This is a genomic window from Serratia sp. Res13-Sevr-LER1-36-b (assembly GCF_015673035.1).
Taxonomy (GTDB): domain Bacteria; phylum Pseudomonadota; class Gammaproteobacteria; order Enterobacterales; family Enterobacteriaceae; genus Chania; species Chania fonticola_C.
In genome coordinates, this window is record NZ_JADACK010000031.1 from 32,175 (window position 1) to 45,711 (window position 13,537).

General features: G+C 52.6%; 12 protein-coding genes. 4 read left to right on the forward strand and 8 right to left on the reverse strand.

The window, feature by feature from the left end; all coding sequences use genetic code 11:
* Positions 1-67 precede the first annotated feature (67 nt).
* The gene (locus tag IMQ33_RS19965) at positions 68-904 is read left to right on the forward strand and encodes a MurR/RpiR family transcriptional regulator (protein WP_021181760.1); all 837 of its coding nucleotides are present in this window, start codon (positions 68-70) and stop codon (positions 902-904) included.
* 60 nt (positions 905-964) lie between these two features.
* On the opposite strand, the gene iolB is transcribed toward IMQ33_RS19965, so the two are convergent.
* Both iolB and IMQ33_RS19975 read right to left on the reverse strand, forming a co-directional pair.
* On the reverse strand, positions 965-1,774 hold the full coding sequence (iolB, locus tag IMQ33_RS19970) for a 5-deoxy-glucuronate isomerase (RefSeq protein ID WP_196061844.1): 810 nt from the start codon (positions 1,772-1,774) through the stop codon (positions 965-967).
* A gap of 110 nt (positions 1,775-1,884) precedes the next feature.
* Positions 1,885-3,390 carry a CoA-acylating methylmalonate-semialdehyde dehydrogenase gene (locus tag IMQ33_RS19975; RefSeq protein ID WP_024482786.1) on the reverse strand — a complete coding sequence of 502 codons (1,506 nt, stop codon included), beginning with the start codon at positions 3,388-3,390 and terminating at the stop codon, positions 1,885-1,887.
* Between the two features lie 560 nt (positions 3,391-3,950).
* Between IMQ33_RS19975 and IMQ33_RS19980 the strand changes: the two genes are divergently transcribed.
* Positions 3,951-5,387 (forward strand): sugar porter family MFS transporter, encoded by a 1,437-nt coding sequence (locus IMQ33_RS19980; RefSeq protein WP_161712921.1) that lies wholly within the window; start codon positions 3,951-3,953, stop codon positions 5,385-5,387.
* Positions 5,388-5,414: 27 nt separating this feature from the next.
* Positions 5,415-6,251, forward strand: a complete 837-nt coding sequence (locus IMQ33_RS19985; RefSeq protein WP_196061845.1) for a TIM barrel protein — start codon at positions 5,415-5,417, stop codon at positions 6,249-6,251.
* Between the two features lie 65 nt (positions 6,252-6,316).
* On the opposite strand, the gene fetB is transcribed toward IMQ33_RS19985, so the two are convergent.
* The 5 genes from fetB to IMQ33_RS20010 all read right to left on the reverse strand — a co-directional run bounded on the left by fetB (position 6,317) and on the right by IMQ33_RS20010 (position 11,302).
* Positions 6,317-7,090, reverse strand: a complete 774-nt coding sequence (fetB, locus tag IMQ33_RS19990; protein ID WP_098929508.1) for an iron export ABC transporter permease subunit FetB — start codon at positions 7,088-7,090, stop codon at positions 6,317-6,319.
* Positions 7,077-7,754: an iron ABC transporter ATP-binding protein FetA gene (gene fetA / locus IMQ33_RS19995; protein WP_196061846.1), complete on the reverse strand. Its 678-nt coding sequence runs from the start codon at positions 7,752-7,754 to the stop codon at positions 7,077-7,079. Before fetA ends, fetB begins: the two co-directional genes overlap by 14 nt.
* Positions 7,755-8,247: 493 nt before the next feature.
* Positions 8,248-8,550 (reverse strand): hypothetical protein, encoded by a 303-nt coding sequence (locus tag IMQ33_RS20000; protein ID WP_021181767.1) that lies wholly within the window; start codon positions 8,548-8,550, stop codon positions 8,248-8,250.
* A 619-nt stretch (positions 8,551-9,169) separates the two neighbouring features.
* Complete coding sequence (locus IMQ33_RS20005) at positions 9,170-9,910, reverse strand: hypothetical protein (protein ID WP_098929506.1); 741 nt, start codon at positions 9,908-9,910, stop codon at positions 9,170-9,172.
* Between the two features lie 192 nt (positions 9,911-10,102).
* The gene (locus IMQ33_RS20010) at positions 10,103-11,302 is read right to left on the reverse strand and encodes an NAD(P)/FAD-dependent oxidoreductase (RefSeq protein WP_196061847.1); all 1,200 of its coding nucleotides are present in this window, start codon (positions 11,300-11,302) and stop codon (positions 10,103-10,105) included.
* 304 nt (positions 11,303-11,606) lie between these two features.
* Between IMQ33_RS20010 and pitA the strand changes: the two genes are divergently transcribed.
* Positions 11,607-13,112, forward strand: coding sequence for an inorganic phosphate transporter PitA (gene pitA / locus IMQ33_RS20015; RefSeq protein WP_065683978.1), 1,506 nt, complete (start codon positions 11,607-11,609; stop codon positions 13,110-13,112).
* A 64-nt stretch (positions 13,113-13,176) separates the two neighbouring features.
* On the opposite strand, the gene uspB is transcribed toward pitA, so the two are convergent.
* Positions 13,177-13,512, reverse strand: coding sequence for a universal stress protein UspB (uspB, locus tag IMQ33_RS20020; RefSeq protein WP_021181771.1), 336 nt, complete (start codon positions 13,510-13,512; stop codon positions 13,177-13,179).
* Positions 13,513-13,537 lie beyond the last annotated feature (25 nt).

Consider the following 13,537-nt stretch of genomic DNA (forward strand, 5'->3'; position numbering starts at 1 on the left):
AGAATAACCGGACAATATTTTCAGCGTATAAACCAATACGCCTCAGCCAATACTGCGAGCCGAATGGATGACTAACCCAACTCAACTTTCGCTGTTACAGGACGAGATCCGCCGCCGTTATGAAACGCTGAGCAAGCGCTTGAAACAGGTGGCACGCTACATCCTGGATAACAGTAACAGCATTGCTTTCGATACCGTTGCCTCCATCGCCGCACAGGCCAGCGTGCCACCTTCTACCCTGATCCGTTTCGCCAACGCCTTTGGCTTCAGCGGCTTCAACGAAATGAAGCAGGTCTTCCGCCAGCATCTGATGGAAGAAACGGTGAACTATACCGAGCGCGCACGCCTGTTCCGCCAAACCTCTACCGACGACAGCGTTGCCCCGGAAAAGCCGGCAGAAATCCTTAACGTGTTTACGATGGTCAACTCGCAGGCGCTGCAACAGTTGGCGATGCAAACCAGCGCCGAGCAGTTGGATCGGGCGGTAGAGCTGTTGAATAATGCGGAAAATATCTACGTGATTGGCCTGCGCCGCTCATTCAGCGTGGCTTCCTATCTCACCTATGCCCTGCGCCACCTGGAAAGGCGCGCCTTCCTGATCGACGGGCTAGGCGGGATGTTTACCGAACAGCTCAGCATGGTGAAGCCTAAGGACGTGGTGATCGCCATCAGCTATTCGCCTTATGCCAAAGAAGCGGTAGAACTGGTGGAGTTGGGCGCCAAGCAGGGCGCACAGCTCATCGCCATTACCGACAGCCAGGTCAGCCCGCTGGCCGCCTTCAGCGATGTCTGTTTTGTAGTGCGCGAAGCACAGGTAGATGGGTTCCGCTCGCAGGTGGCCTCCATGTGTTTGGCGCAAACGCTGGCGGTATCATTGGCACTGAATAACGCCAAAGAGCTGTAACTTTCGACAAGGTACGGTTAAAGGGGCGCAGGTTTGCGGAGCGCCCCCACCTTGTCAGTATCAATAGCTTTCGCTGTTGATCCAGGCGTGATCTTTTTCCCAAGTGAACTTCCACAGGCGTACTGGCCCCGCCATCACATTGAGATAGTAATTGTCGTACCCGGCCAGAGTAGCCACCGGATGGTAACCGCGCGGCACTTTTACCACATCGCGGTTATAGACCGGCATACACTCATCCAGCGAACGATCGTCGGTATAGACACGTTGCAGGCAGAACCCCTGTTCAGGGTTAAGACGGTGGTAATAGGTTTCTTCCAGGTAGGTTTCGTCCGGCGAGTTTTCCTGGTCGTGCTTATGGCTTGGGTAGGAACTGGTATTGCCTTCGTCGGTATAGACCTCAACCACCAGCAGGCTATCGGCCGGTTGGCTATCCGGCAGAATATTGTGTACCAGCCGTTGGTTACGGCCTTTACCCCGCCGCTCCACGCCGACGTCTGCCGGGGTGAGCAAGCGTGAAGGCAGATGCCCGTTACCCGGCGCGCTGCATACCGCCAGTTCCAGATCGGTCTCTGCCCGGACTTCAACATGGTCGTGATGGGGTACATAAACGGAATAAGGTGGCGTGCGCTCAAACGGGCTCATCCGCTTACCAATATGTGGATACTCCGCTCGTTGCGTTGCCACAGAGGCAATACCTGCCACCAGCACCAGGCAAAGCTCCTTGTCGCCACTCTCCAACCGCAACGACTGCCCGGCCGCTAACCGATAGACCTCAAACCCGACAAAACGCCAACCGGCATTTTCCGGGGTGACGGACTGAATACGCCCCTGCGCATCCGGTTGCTGACATTTCGCAAGTAATGATGACATGACAATGCTCCTTAAATCCCGTGCTTATGAGTGTGGCTGCAATGCATTGATACCAGCGACAGCGGCCGCTATCCCGGTGGAATAACGGCCTCGGCATGCCTGGCTGCGGTTTAGCCCAGCGTTGGCATACTGTATTCGGATACCGTTTGCTGGCCGGTTGGCCAACGTGCGGTGGCCGTCTTCATGCGGGTGTAGAATCGCACGCCGTCCGTACCATGTACGTTAAGTGCACCGAATACTGAACGTTTCCAGCCGCCAAAGCTGTGGAAAGCCATCGGCACCGGTACCGGCACGTTAACCCCCACCATCCCTGCCTGAACCTCATGCACAAACTGGCGAGCATAGTGACCATTATTGGTAAAAATGGCGCTGCCGTTACCAAACTCGTGGCTGTTCACCGTATCGATGGCCGTTTGGTAATCGGCCACACGCACAATGCCCAATACCGGCCCGAAGATCTCCTCGCGGTAGATACGCATATCAGGTTGTACGTTATCGAACAGGGTGCCACCCACGTAGTAACCCTCCGGATAACCCGGCACCTGATAATCACGACCATCGACCACCAGCGTTGCGCCCTCTTTAACGCCAATATCAATGTACCCCAATACTTTTTTCTGATGGGCGGATGAGACCAACGGCCCCATTTCATTTTCCTCACCACCTTGCTGCATACCGGGGCCAACCCGCAGCTGGGCGATCAGCGGTTTGAGTTTGGCAATCAGTTTATCTGCGGTGCTATCACCAACCACGACGGCCACCGGCAGAGCCATGCAACGTTCACCGGCCGAGCCAAATGCCCCTCCCATCAGCGCATTGACCGTGGCATCCAGATCCGCATCCGGCATAACGATAGCCTGATTTTTGGCGGCCCCAAAGGCCTGTACACGTTTGCCATGTGCGCTGGCGGTGGTGTAAATATGCTCTGCAACGGTGGAGGAGCCAACGAAGCTCACCGCCTGAATGCGTGGATCGGTGCACAGCTGCGAGGCTTCTTCATTGCCGCAATGCACGACGTTGAATACCCCATCTGGCAGGCCCGCCTCTTTCAGCAGTTCTGCCAGGCGCACGGAGGCCGAAGGCACCAAGGCCGGAGGCTTCAGGACGAAGGTATTGCCGCAGGCCAGCGCGATAGGGAACATCCACATCGGCACCATGGCCGGGAAGTTAAACGGCGTGATCCCGGCCACTACGCCCAGCGGCTGCATCAGCGAGAAACTGTCCACGCCGGTGCCTACGTCCGGTGAGTATTCCCCTTTGATCAGGTGCGGAATACCGCAGGCAAACTCCACCACCTCCATGCCTCGGGTCAATTCACCCAGCGCATCGGAATAGACTTTGCCATGTTCACTGACGATCAGTTGCGCCAACTCTTCGCGGTGCTGCTCTAGCAATGCTTTGAAATTGAACATGATACGCGCCCGGCGCAGCGGCGTGGTACGCGCCCAGTCGGTAAATGCCTGATGGGCGACATCAATAGCCTGTTTCACCTCGGCGGCGGTGCTCTGCGTCACACGGCGTTCAACCTGACCGCTGGCCGGATTGTGCACGTCGACGGTTTGGTTACTGCTGCTCAGGCAAACCTGCCCACCAATAAAGTTACCCACGGTTTTCATGTTTCACCCTCTCTTAAGTCCGCTATCGCCACGGATTGAAGCATTGCCGCATACCGTGACGTTCATCGTGCCGCCTGCAAGAGTACGGCCCACAGGCAGATTAAATCCTGACCAGATGAATCAAACTCTATTCTATTGAAAAAAAAGTTTCAAATAAAAGTTTTTAGAAAATTTATTTTTAGTGCCGCCGATCGCAAATTTGCCATGCCCGTAGGCAGAGCGGGTGGTGGCAAACGACGCTATCTGCGATCCGCTAGCTGCGCGGCCTTACGCAGTAATCCCTATTTTTTATACAGATACGCTTTCCCGCCTGGACGAGTCAATTTTCCAATCTGCTATGCAAATCGGGGAGAACATTTGCCCTATTTATGCTCAATTTTTTGAACTGGATCTAAAAATCAATATTTCATTATTCACTAAATATGAAATAAATGTTCTTGTCTGCCAAAGGCCCACTGAAAAACACCGCCTTGATGACAGGCACGGTTCACCCTTCTGCCTCCCTACCCCCTACAAGTCACTTAAGTAGGCAGAAGCCAGGATAAAAATCGGAGCAACATATGTCACATCAGCGTAAACACAATACTGGGTATATTCTGCGTATCTGCGGAATTGCAGCACTCGGCGGCATTCTGTTTGGTTATGACACCGCCGTGATTTCTGGTGCGATCGAAGCCCTTAAAGCCTACTTTGACCTCAGTCCGGCAGAAACCGGCTGGGCAGTGTCCAACGTGGTGATCGGCTGCGTGGTCGGTGCCTTCGGCGCTGGGCCGCTGGCCGGGCGCTATGGGCGTAAAAAGGCCCTGGTGGTAGCTGCCTTCCTGTTTACCGTCTCTGCAGTCGGTGCCGCTCTGGCCAGCACCTTCACCTGGTTTGTTATCTATCGCATCATTGGGGGGTTGGCCGTCGGGCTGGCCGCAACGGTATCCCCCATGTACATGTCAGAAGTCTCACCGAAGGATATGCGGGGCCGGGCGCTCAGCATGCAGCAGTTCGCCATCGTGTTCGGTCAGATCGTGATTTTTTACGTTAACTTCAAGATTGCCAGCTATGCCAGCGAAGCCTGGCTGATTGAAATGGGCTGGCGCTGGATGATTGGCTCAGAGGTTATTCCCTGCCTGTTGTTCACCGCCTTGGTCTTTGTCATCCCCGAATCACCACGCTGGAGCGTGATGGTAGGCCGCGACGATCAGGCTTTAGCCATGCTGACCCGCGTTTCAAATGCTGAACATGCTAAAAGCGTTTTAAGAGAAATCAAGGAGTCGCTTCGCCAGGACGAGCAGCACCGTAAGCAAAAGCTGAATTATGGCGACGTGCGCGTGCGCTTCATCCTGTTTGTCGGCTGTATGATCGCCATGCTGCAACAGGTGACGGGGGTTAACGTCATGATGTATTACGCCCCGGTGGTGCTGAAAACCGTGACCGAAAATGCGCAAGAAGCCCTATTCCAGACCATCTGGATCGGCGTGTTACAGCTGGTCGGTTCGGTGATCGGCGCCATGCTGATGGATCGCTTAGGCCGTATCCCACTGATGCGCTGGGGCACCCTGGGCACCATTGTTGGCCTGCTGATCACCTCTTACGCCTTGTATACCCAGGCAACCGGCTACTTTGCGCTGTTTGGCATGCTGTTCTTTATGGTGTTCTACGCCATGTCATGGGGCGTAGGTGCATGGGTGCTGGTCTCCGAAATCTTCCCCAACCGTATGCGTTCGCAAGGAATGAGCATTGCCGTTGGCTGTATGTGGCTAGCCAACTTCGTCGTGGCCCAGAGCTTCCCGATGATCAATGACCAACCTTATCTGTTCTCCACCTTCCACGGGGCGTTCCCAATGTGGGTCTTTGCCGCCTGCTGCCTGTTCAGCTATTGGTTTATCGCCCGCTTTATTCCAGAAACCAAGGGCGTTTCACTGGAAAGAATGGAAGACGTCGTGATGGCAAAACGCTATCGCCAACCGCTATCTGAAATCGTCACGGTAGAAGATGGCAAAGCCTAAAGCCGGCAAACCCAGGAGTGATGCATCATGGCCATTTCATTGGAACGTTTTTGTATCAACCGTAAGATCGCCCCCAATCTCACGCTGGAGAACTTCTTCCGCCTGGTGAAAAGATGTGGGTTAAGCAAGGTCGAACTGCGCAACGATATGTCGGGTGGCAAAGTAACCGACAACCTGAGCAATGAGCAGTTAAACGCGCTAGCCGAAGAGTTCGGCATTGAGATCGTCACCATCAACGCGCTGGGAATGTTCAACCTGCTGGAAAATCAAGCAGCACTGCTGAAAAACGCTGAAGCGTTGCTGATTCAGGCGAAAGCCATCCATAGCAAGGCGGTGGTGATGTGCCCACATTGCAACGCAAGTGACCGGCGTAGTGAGTCGCAAAAGAGGGAAGATACGCTGGCTGCACTACGACTACTCGCTCCGCTGTTCAAACAGTACGGCGTTGAGGGCTACGTGGAACCATTAGGGTTTGGCATGAGCTCACTGCGCTCTTCCTTGTTGGCACAGGCAATCATTCGTGATTCTGGCGCACCCTATAAGATAGTGCTAGATACGTTCCACCACTATCTGAGCGACGTAGTACAACCAGAGTTTGATGCTCAGATCCGGGTTGAGCAGATTGGTTTGGTGCATCTCTCTGGTGTTGAGGATCCGCTCATCAAAGCCGCATTGAGCGATGAAGAGCGTATTATGCTGAGCGATAAAGATCGGTTGGCAAGCGTAGCCCAGGTACAGAACCTGGAACGCTTGGGCTACCGGGGGATCTATGCCTTCGAGCCGTTCTCTTCACAGCTAAACTCCTGGACAGAAGGCGATATCGAACGCGAGATCCGCCACAGTATTGCATTACTGCAAGGATAAACGCATAAGCTGCCCGTAGGCACAGGGAGTCTCGCTTTACACTTACTGCGTAGGGCGAAAAGTGCCTATTTGAGCGTATGAACCACCAGTTGCTCACGCTGGTTGTAAAACTTCCGATAAGCCAGATAGCAGGCGATGATGGTTGACAGGCTGGCGGTAGAAAGCAGCATAAATGTCACCATGATCTGATACTTGATGGCTTTTACCGGATCGATACCGGCAAAGATCAAACCTGACATCATTCCTGGCAGGCTTACCAACCCAACCGTTTTAGCGGAGTCTATCGTCGGGATCAGCGAGGCACGAATACTGTCACGGATCAGAGCCGCAGAAGCGAATTTGGGGGAAGCTCCCAGGCTGAGCATCTCCTGGATCTTCTGCTGTTGGTCTTTAAAACGTTGCCCAAGGTTGTTGTAGCACAGACCCACCGCCACCATCGCGTTGCCAGCAATCATGCCGGAAATGGGGATCACCTGCATTGGCGTAAAGGCAATCGAACCGCTCAGTACCAGCACTACCAACGTCAACGTCGCCCCTGCAGTAATGGCAATAAACGAAATGGTAAACGCGTTATCGATATACTTACTGCGTTTTTTCGCGTTATATGCTGCATTGAAGCAGATAAACAGCACCATCAACACCGTTAATATTCCATTATCCAAATCAAAGATATATTTTAAAACGTAGCCGACGATAACCAACTGCACCACTGCACGGCAAATGCTCCAGATAATGTCTTTTTCCAGCGCCAGTTTCTCTTTGTGGCTGATCAGAATGGCGACAATCACCAGGAGCATCGACAGGCCTAATGACTCGTTGGTGATATTATGCTGGTTCATGGACTTTCTCCTGGCTATTGACGCGGCTCAGCGGCAGGGTGATCACCTCGTCCGCATGCGCAATTTCATCCTTATCGTGTGTAACCCATAGCACTCCCAGACCTTGCTCGGCTACCAGACGGCAGATCAACTCGTTGACGTTACGTTTGTTGTCTTCATCCAGAGCACTGGTGATCTCATCAAGCAGCAGTACCTTTGGCATAAATTGCAGATTCCGGATCAAGGAAATACGCTGTTTCTCACCGCCGGAGAGCTCATTGATACCTTTTCTCAACATGCTATCCGGCAAGGCCAACAGCGCCAGATCCTGGCGTATTTTCTTCTCATCGGGTTTCAGTTTGCGAATTTGATAGGGTAACGCGAGGTTATCGTAGACGGTGTCACCAAACAGGGCTGGCGTTTGGAAGCAGTAAGAAACCAGCTTGCGGTATTCTTCTGGGGCAACGTCATCAATATTTTTACCGTTGAAGGTGATGTTGCCACGAGTTGGGCTAAGCAATGAGGAAACGATCTTCAACAAAGTACTCTTGCCACACCCCGAAGGCCCGGTGATCAACTTAAATTCGCCCGACTTCAGGGTGAAAGAAACGGCATCCAGAATAACCTGCTCGTCAATTTGATAATGGATGCCTTCCAATACCAGTAATTCATTACTGCCCTTCATGCTCACTCCGACCTGTTGCGCGACTCTCCTCTTTCAGCGGCGAACTGCTGGCAGCCAGCTGAAATCCATGAAGGTATTTTCTGCCAGTAAAAACATTCAGGCAAGTTGTTAATCGGTCTGCGAACCGGCGAGCTCAGCGCATGGGGAGAGCGGTTGATGCAGTGTAGAGCCAAGCTGAACAAAATGTTGCTGAGCCGAAAGGAGTCGAGGTCACTGTTGGCACATTATTAATAATGTAGTATTAGTTTACCCCGCCCCAACAGCACGACAATAGGTATACGTGTTGAAGCAATTAATAAAACTTCCGGCGAAAATAGAATTATATCGATAAAATACCCGGGCGTTGCACCCTATATTGGTCCCCCTTATCCAACACGTCAATGACTGCATAAGTTCAAAATACGGTGAAATAAATAGCTCGTTAATAATGAGCCGGTACCGTATGCACCAAAAAGCAACCCCTCGCTAAAATAGAGGGGTACTGATGGAACTGTCAGGGTTCGATTTGCGCACGTAAATACGCCAGTGCACTTTGACTGTAGCTCTCCCCTTGAGTCAATTTCTTGATCAGGCCTTGGGCCTCCAGCACCATACCAAGACGATGTAATTCCTGATGCTGCGGAAGTACATCCGCAAACGCATTAAGCAGGATAATCGATGGCATGATTTTTTCTGCGCAAGTACCTACTGCGCCAGGTTCATCCCCCCTGGCAGGACAGGGCAGGCTGTCCGAATGGCGATGTTGGCATGCCTGTAACAAGGTAATTGCCTGTTGAATTTCATGACTCCATGGCATAACCACTTTCCTCTAAGACTGATTGCCTTGCCTAGATATGATTAATAATCAGCACGTTAACATGTATTAACGACTCACAACAAACCACAAGCGCCCCTAACCAAGCTGGCCCTATACAAGATAGGTTTTTCCAGCCATGGTTTATTGATATAGGTCACATTGCGTAAAGATCGCCAAATTTTTATATCCCACCAATGACTAGGATAATTCGCACAATTTCTATGGTGCAACATTTTTTACTTAAAAAAAGATAAAATTCCTACTGCGAATTGTATCTATCCCTAAGCTAAATTGGGTAAAAAAAACCAGATTTTCCGGTAAATTACCCGTTAAAAACAATAAAAAAGGCGTTCGCAAGATATAGAAGCATAATCTGAAAAAGCACGATAGTTGTAAACGTAAAGTTATTACCAACCAGATTATTCCTGTACACCATTTATTATCTCGAAAACTGCCAATAGCAAAGTTTTCCTGGCCGAAAGGTAAGCGTTCACCCTGCGATGAGGCGATAGCAGCTACGGGGGTCAGGAGATGCCGGTGTGTTTAGGATGTCTGAGGATGCTGGAAACAGGCCCGAAGCCTGAACATGGCCTCAGATTTTGAGGCCATGTTCACGCAATTACGGTTTCTTGCAGGGCGCAGGGGCGTATTTAGCATCCCCAGGAAACGCCTGCGGTTGGCAATCAGGCAGGCCCGGCAGCGCCATTTCATAAACCGCCACGCCAATCACGCCGGTATTCTCTTTTTCGCCCGCCAGTGAACTCGCAGCGTAGGAGTCATCCGGTTTTGCAAAACGGAATGCGGCAACGGACGAGTCACTTTTACGGAAGCCCTCAATCACCAGAGTTCCTTTTGGTGAAACAAGATAGCCGGAATTGCGCAGCGAGCCACTGCGGCCAGAAATCACGTCCAGGCCGTCAACAGCGGTTACCACCTCATAGGTTTTGTTTGGGCTGGTGTTATAGAAGAACAGTTGGTAGCGCTCGCCATCATTGGCAGAGAATGAAAACTCGCCATTTTTATAGCGATTGAGCGCGAAATCCCGATTATTTTCGGTCTGCACCCGCATTCTGACGGAAGACAACACGATCTCATTGGTGTACTGCCCATTACTGGACGCTGCCGCGCTGTAAAACACTTTGGCGACACTGTCTGGAGAGGAATGCATACGCTTCGCGTCAACGGTGGTCACTTTAGAGTAAACATCCTCACCCCATGCCGTTCCCAGTTTATTTTCCTGAGCTACAGGAGCCGGAGCAGAGGCGGATTCAGCCACCGCGCGTGAAGAGGAAATCTTTTGGCTACAGCCGGAAACCAGCACCAGAGAAGCCAGTAATGCTAAACCGCATTTGATTTTCATCAGCAGAACTTTCCTTGTTATTATTTGAATAAGAGTGCGCTTGTCTCAACGCACGAGCCGAGCCCATTATTCTGAATTACGTCCGATGTTCCTATCTCTAAAGTTCTTAAATTAGACGATTGATTATCTGAATGGGCGCAGCATACCGCGCCTCTCCATGGCGAGCCAATTTCAGAAATTCCTGCCATCTCTTTAAGATTTCTGCGCAGCCAAAGCCTGTGCACAAGCCCACGCCGAACTCCAGGCCCACTGGAAGTTATAACCCCCCAACCAGCCTGTCACGTCCACCACCTCACCGATAAAGTACAGGCCCGGTACCTTACTCGCCTCCATGGTTTTGGAAGAAAGCTCTTTGGTGTCCACACCGCCAAGGGTCACTTCCGCAGTACGGTAACCCTCGGTGCCATTGGGTTGTACGCGCCAGTCTTGCAAACTATCAACCAACGCTGCCTGCTGCGTTGGAGTGAGTTGCTTCAACGTGGCCTCCGGCAGTTGCCCCAACTCTTGCAGCAATTCCACCAGGCGCTTCGGCAAGTGCAAAGCCAGGGTGTTTTTCAGGCTCTGGTTAGGATGTGCCTGGCGCTGTTCGTTAAGGAAGCCCACCAGGTCTAGCGTCGGAAGTAAGTTAATGCTCACAAACTCACCAGGCTGCCAGTAGCTGGAGATCTGCAAGATAGCCGGACCAGAAAGCCCCCGATGCGTAAACAGGATGCTTTCACGAAAGCTGGTGCCATCTTCCGCCGTGACCACTGCGGGAACCGAAACGCCAGACAACGCCTGGGATTGCTCCAACAGCGGCTTATGCAGCGTAAAGGGCACCAAACCGGCCCGGGTCGGTAACACTTTCAGGCCAAACTGTTCCGCCAGCTTATAACCAAAGGGAGTGGCCCCCAGGCCCGGCATGGAAAGCCCACCGCTCGCCACCACAAGTGAGCGAGCACTCACACACTCGCCGTTAAGTGCCAATTCAAAGCCTTGGTCGGTTTTTTCGACGCTCAGGACCTCGCTGCGCAGGCGCGTTACCACCTGACCCAGTTCGCACTCTTGCACCAACAGATCGACGACCTGCTGCGCAGAATCATCACAAAACAGCTGCCCCAAGGTTTTTTCGTGATAGGCGATGCCGTAGCGGTTAATCAGATCGATAAAATCCCATTGGGTATAGCGTGCCAATGCCGATTTGCAGAAATGGGGGTTATGCGAGAGGTAGGCCGCCGGTTCAACGGACATGTTGGTGAAGTTACAGCGCCCGCCGCCAGACATCAGGATCTTGCGGCCCGGTTTTTTGCCGTTGTCGAGTAATAGCACCCGGCAACCCAGTTGCCCTGCCTGCGCAGCACAAAACATCCCTGCGGCACCCGCGCCAATGACGACAACATCAAACTGTTCCACCCAAACCTCTCTTTGCAATAACCACAACAATCGCGGCAACAAGAGCGTATTTTACGCCTTTTACCTGCCTGTATACCGCTAAATCCGCGGTGAGGGATTGTAAAGGCATCGGCAGGACAACGCCAACGTAAGAAAATGTAACGGGCATAAACGGCAGTAACATGCTGAAATTGCATCGATTCAGCCGTGACGCAACTCTCTCGGCAACAGGTAAATTCAAAAAACGTCATATTTTCCTTTTCCCGGACACCGGTTGTCGCCGATAATGCGCGGCGTTCATGTCCACAAACCTGGCGTAACGCTTATGCTGCATTTGTTCACTGGCCTGGATTTCCATACCGGCCTGATGTTAATTCTCGCATTGTTGTTCGTGCTGTTTTATGAGGCCATTAACGGCTTCCATGATACGGCCAATGCGGTCGCTACTGTAATTTACACCCGTGCTATGCGCTCGCAACTTGCGGTCGTTATGGCGGGCCTGTTCAACTTTCTTGGCGTGATGCTCGGCGGTTTGAGTGTTGCCTACGCCATTGTGCACCTGCTACCAACCGATCTGTTGTTGAACGTCAGTTCAGCACACGGGTTAGCCATGGTCTTCTCCATGTTGTTGGCGGCAATTATCTGGAACCTCGGTACCTGGTATCTTGGGCTACCGGCCTCCAGTTCCCACACCCTGATTGGCGCCATTATCGGTGTCGGCTTGACCAATGCGTTGGTGACCAACACTTCCGTGGTCGACGCGCTGAACGTGCCAAAAATGATCAGCATCTTCCTGTCGTTAATCTTCTCCCCGTTGATCGGGATGATAATTGCCGGGCTGATGGTGTTTATGCTGCGACGCTATTGGAGCAATACCAAAAAACGTCAGCGTATTCATATGACACCGGCGGAACGTGAAAAGGTCGATGGCAAACGCAAGCCACCATTCTGGACTCGTATCGCTCTGATCCTGTCGGCTATCGGTGTGAGCTTCTCACACGGTGCCAATGACGGTCAGAAAGGTATCGGCCTGATTATGCTGGTACTGATCGGTGTTGCCCCTGCAGGCTTCGTCCTCAACATGAGCGCGACCGGTTATGACATCACCCGTACCCGTGATGCCGTGAGCCACCTGCAGCAGTTTTACCAACAGCATGGCGACTCTCTGGCACATGTGGCCACACAGACGCCGCTGGTTCCTGCGCCTCAGAATACGGCTCCAACGCCTGATCAACCGGTTGAGTTCCACTGCGACAGTTCACGTGCCCTGATCGCCGTTGAGCGCTCTCTGGACCTGCTGAACAATCTGCAAAGCTACGATCAGCTGACGGTAGAACAGCGCAGCCATCTGCGCCGCCTGCTGATGTGCGTGACCGAGACTGCAGACAAGGTGGCCAAGCTGCCGGAAACCTCAGTGGACGATCAACGCTTCCTGAAGAATCTGCGTTCAGACCTGTTGGAAACCGTTGAATATGCACCAACCTGGATTATCGTCGCGGTAGCCCTGGCGCTGTCTCTCGGTACCATGGTGGGCTGGCGACGCGTTGCTACCACTATCGGTGAGAAAATCGGTAAGAAAGGCATGACCTACGCTCAGGGGGTGTCGGCACAGATGACGGCCGCCCTGTCGATTGGCGTGGCCAGCTATACCGGTATGCCGGTTTCCACTACCCAAGTACTGTCTTCGGCGGTTGCCGGAACGATGCTCGTGGATGGCGGTGGCGTGCAGAGCAAAACCATCAAGAACATCTTGCTGGCCTGGGTTCTGACCCTGCCAGTCTCGATTTTGCTTTCCGGTGGCCTATATTGGCTGGCGCTGAAGGTGATTTGACGATTGCCCGATACAACAATGGCGGCCAAAGTGGCCGCCATTTTTTTGCCTTGCTATCGCCGGGCTAATACCAGATCGCCAACGCCACCAGGCTGATCACCACTAGCCCACACAGCGATGAAGTCAGCACAAACTGGCTGCGGACACGCTGACAGCGGCGAATGAATTCCGGGTCGTGGTGCTCCATATAGCGTTGCGTAAAGATATAGCGCACCAGCCGTATCTGCTTGCTCGGCTGGCCGTGCGAAGTAAAGAACCCTCCGCCATCGACGTATTGGTAAAGTAACGGGTCGCAGCCGCGTAAAACAAATAGCAGCGCACGCAGAGAAGAAAAATACCGGGCCATGTTAATCACACAGACCACACACAATGCCCAAAACAGCGCGACGGTACTAATCATGATAGCCCCCTCAAGGCGTTGTTAT

Coding starts and splice junctions, on each gene's coding strand:
- pitA (WP_065683978.1), top strand. CDS start 11,607: ATGCTGCATTTGTTCACTGGCCTGGATTTCCATACCGGCCTGATGTTA.
- IMQ33_RS19975 (WP_024482786.1), bottom strand. CDS start 3,390: ATGAAAACCGTGGGTAACTTTATTGGTGGGCAGGTTTGCCTGAGCAGC.
- fetA (WP_196061846.1), bottom strand. CDS start 7,754: ATGAAGGGCAGTAATGAATTACTGGTATTGGAAGGCATCCATTATCAA.
- iolB (WP_196061844.1), bottom strand. CDS start 1,774: ATGTCATCATTACTTGCGAAATGTCAGCAACCGGATGCGCAGGGGCGT.
- uspB (WP_021181771.1), bottom strand. CDS start 13,512: ATGATTAGTACCGTCGCGCTGTTTTGGGCATTGTGTGTGGTCTGTGTG.
- IMQ33_RS20000 (WP_021181767.1), bottom strand. CDS start 8,550: ATGCCATGGAGTCATGAAATTCAACAGGCAATTACCTTGTTACAGGCA.
- IMQ33_RS20005 (WP_098929506.1), bottom strand. CDS start 9,910: ATGAAAATCAAATGCGGTTTAGCATTACTGGCTTCTCTGGTGCTGGTT.
- IMQ33_RS19965 (WP_021181760.1), top strand. CDS start 68: ATGACTAACCCAACTCAACTTTCGCTGTTACAGGACGAGATCCGCCGC.
- IMQ33_RS19985 (WP_196061845.1), top strand. CDS start 5,415: ATGGCCATTTCATTGGAACGTTTTTGTATCAACCGTAAGATCGCCCCC.
- fetB (WP_098929508.1), bottom strand. CDS start 7,090: ATGAACCAGCATAATATCACCAACGAGTCATTAGGCCTGTCGATGCTC.
- IMQ33_RS19980 (WP_161712921.1), top strand. CDS start 3,951: ATGTCACATCAGCGTAAACACAATACTGGGTATATTCTGCGTATCTGC.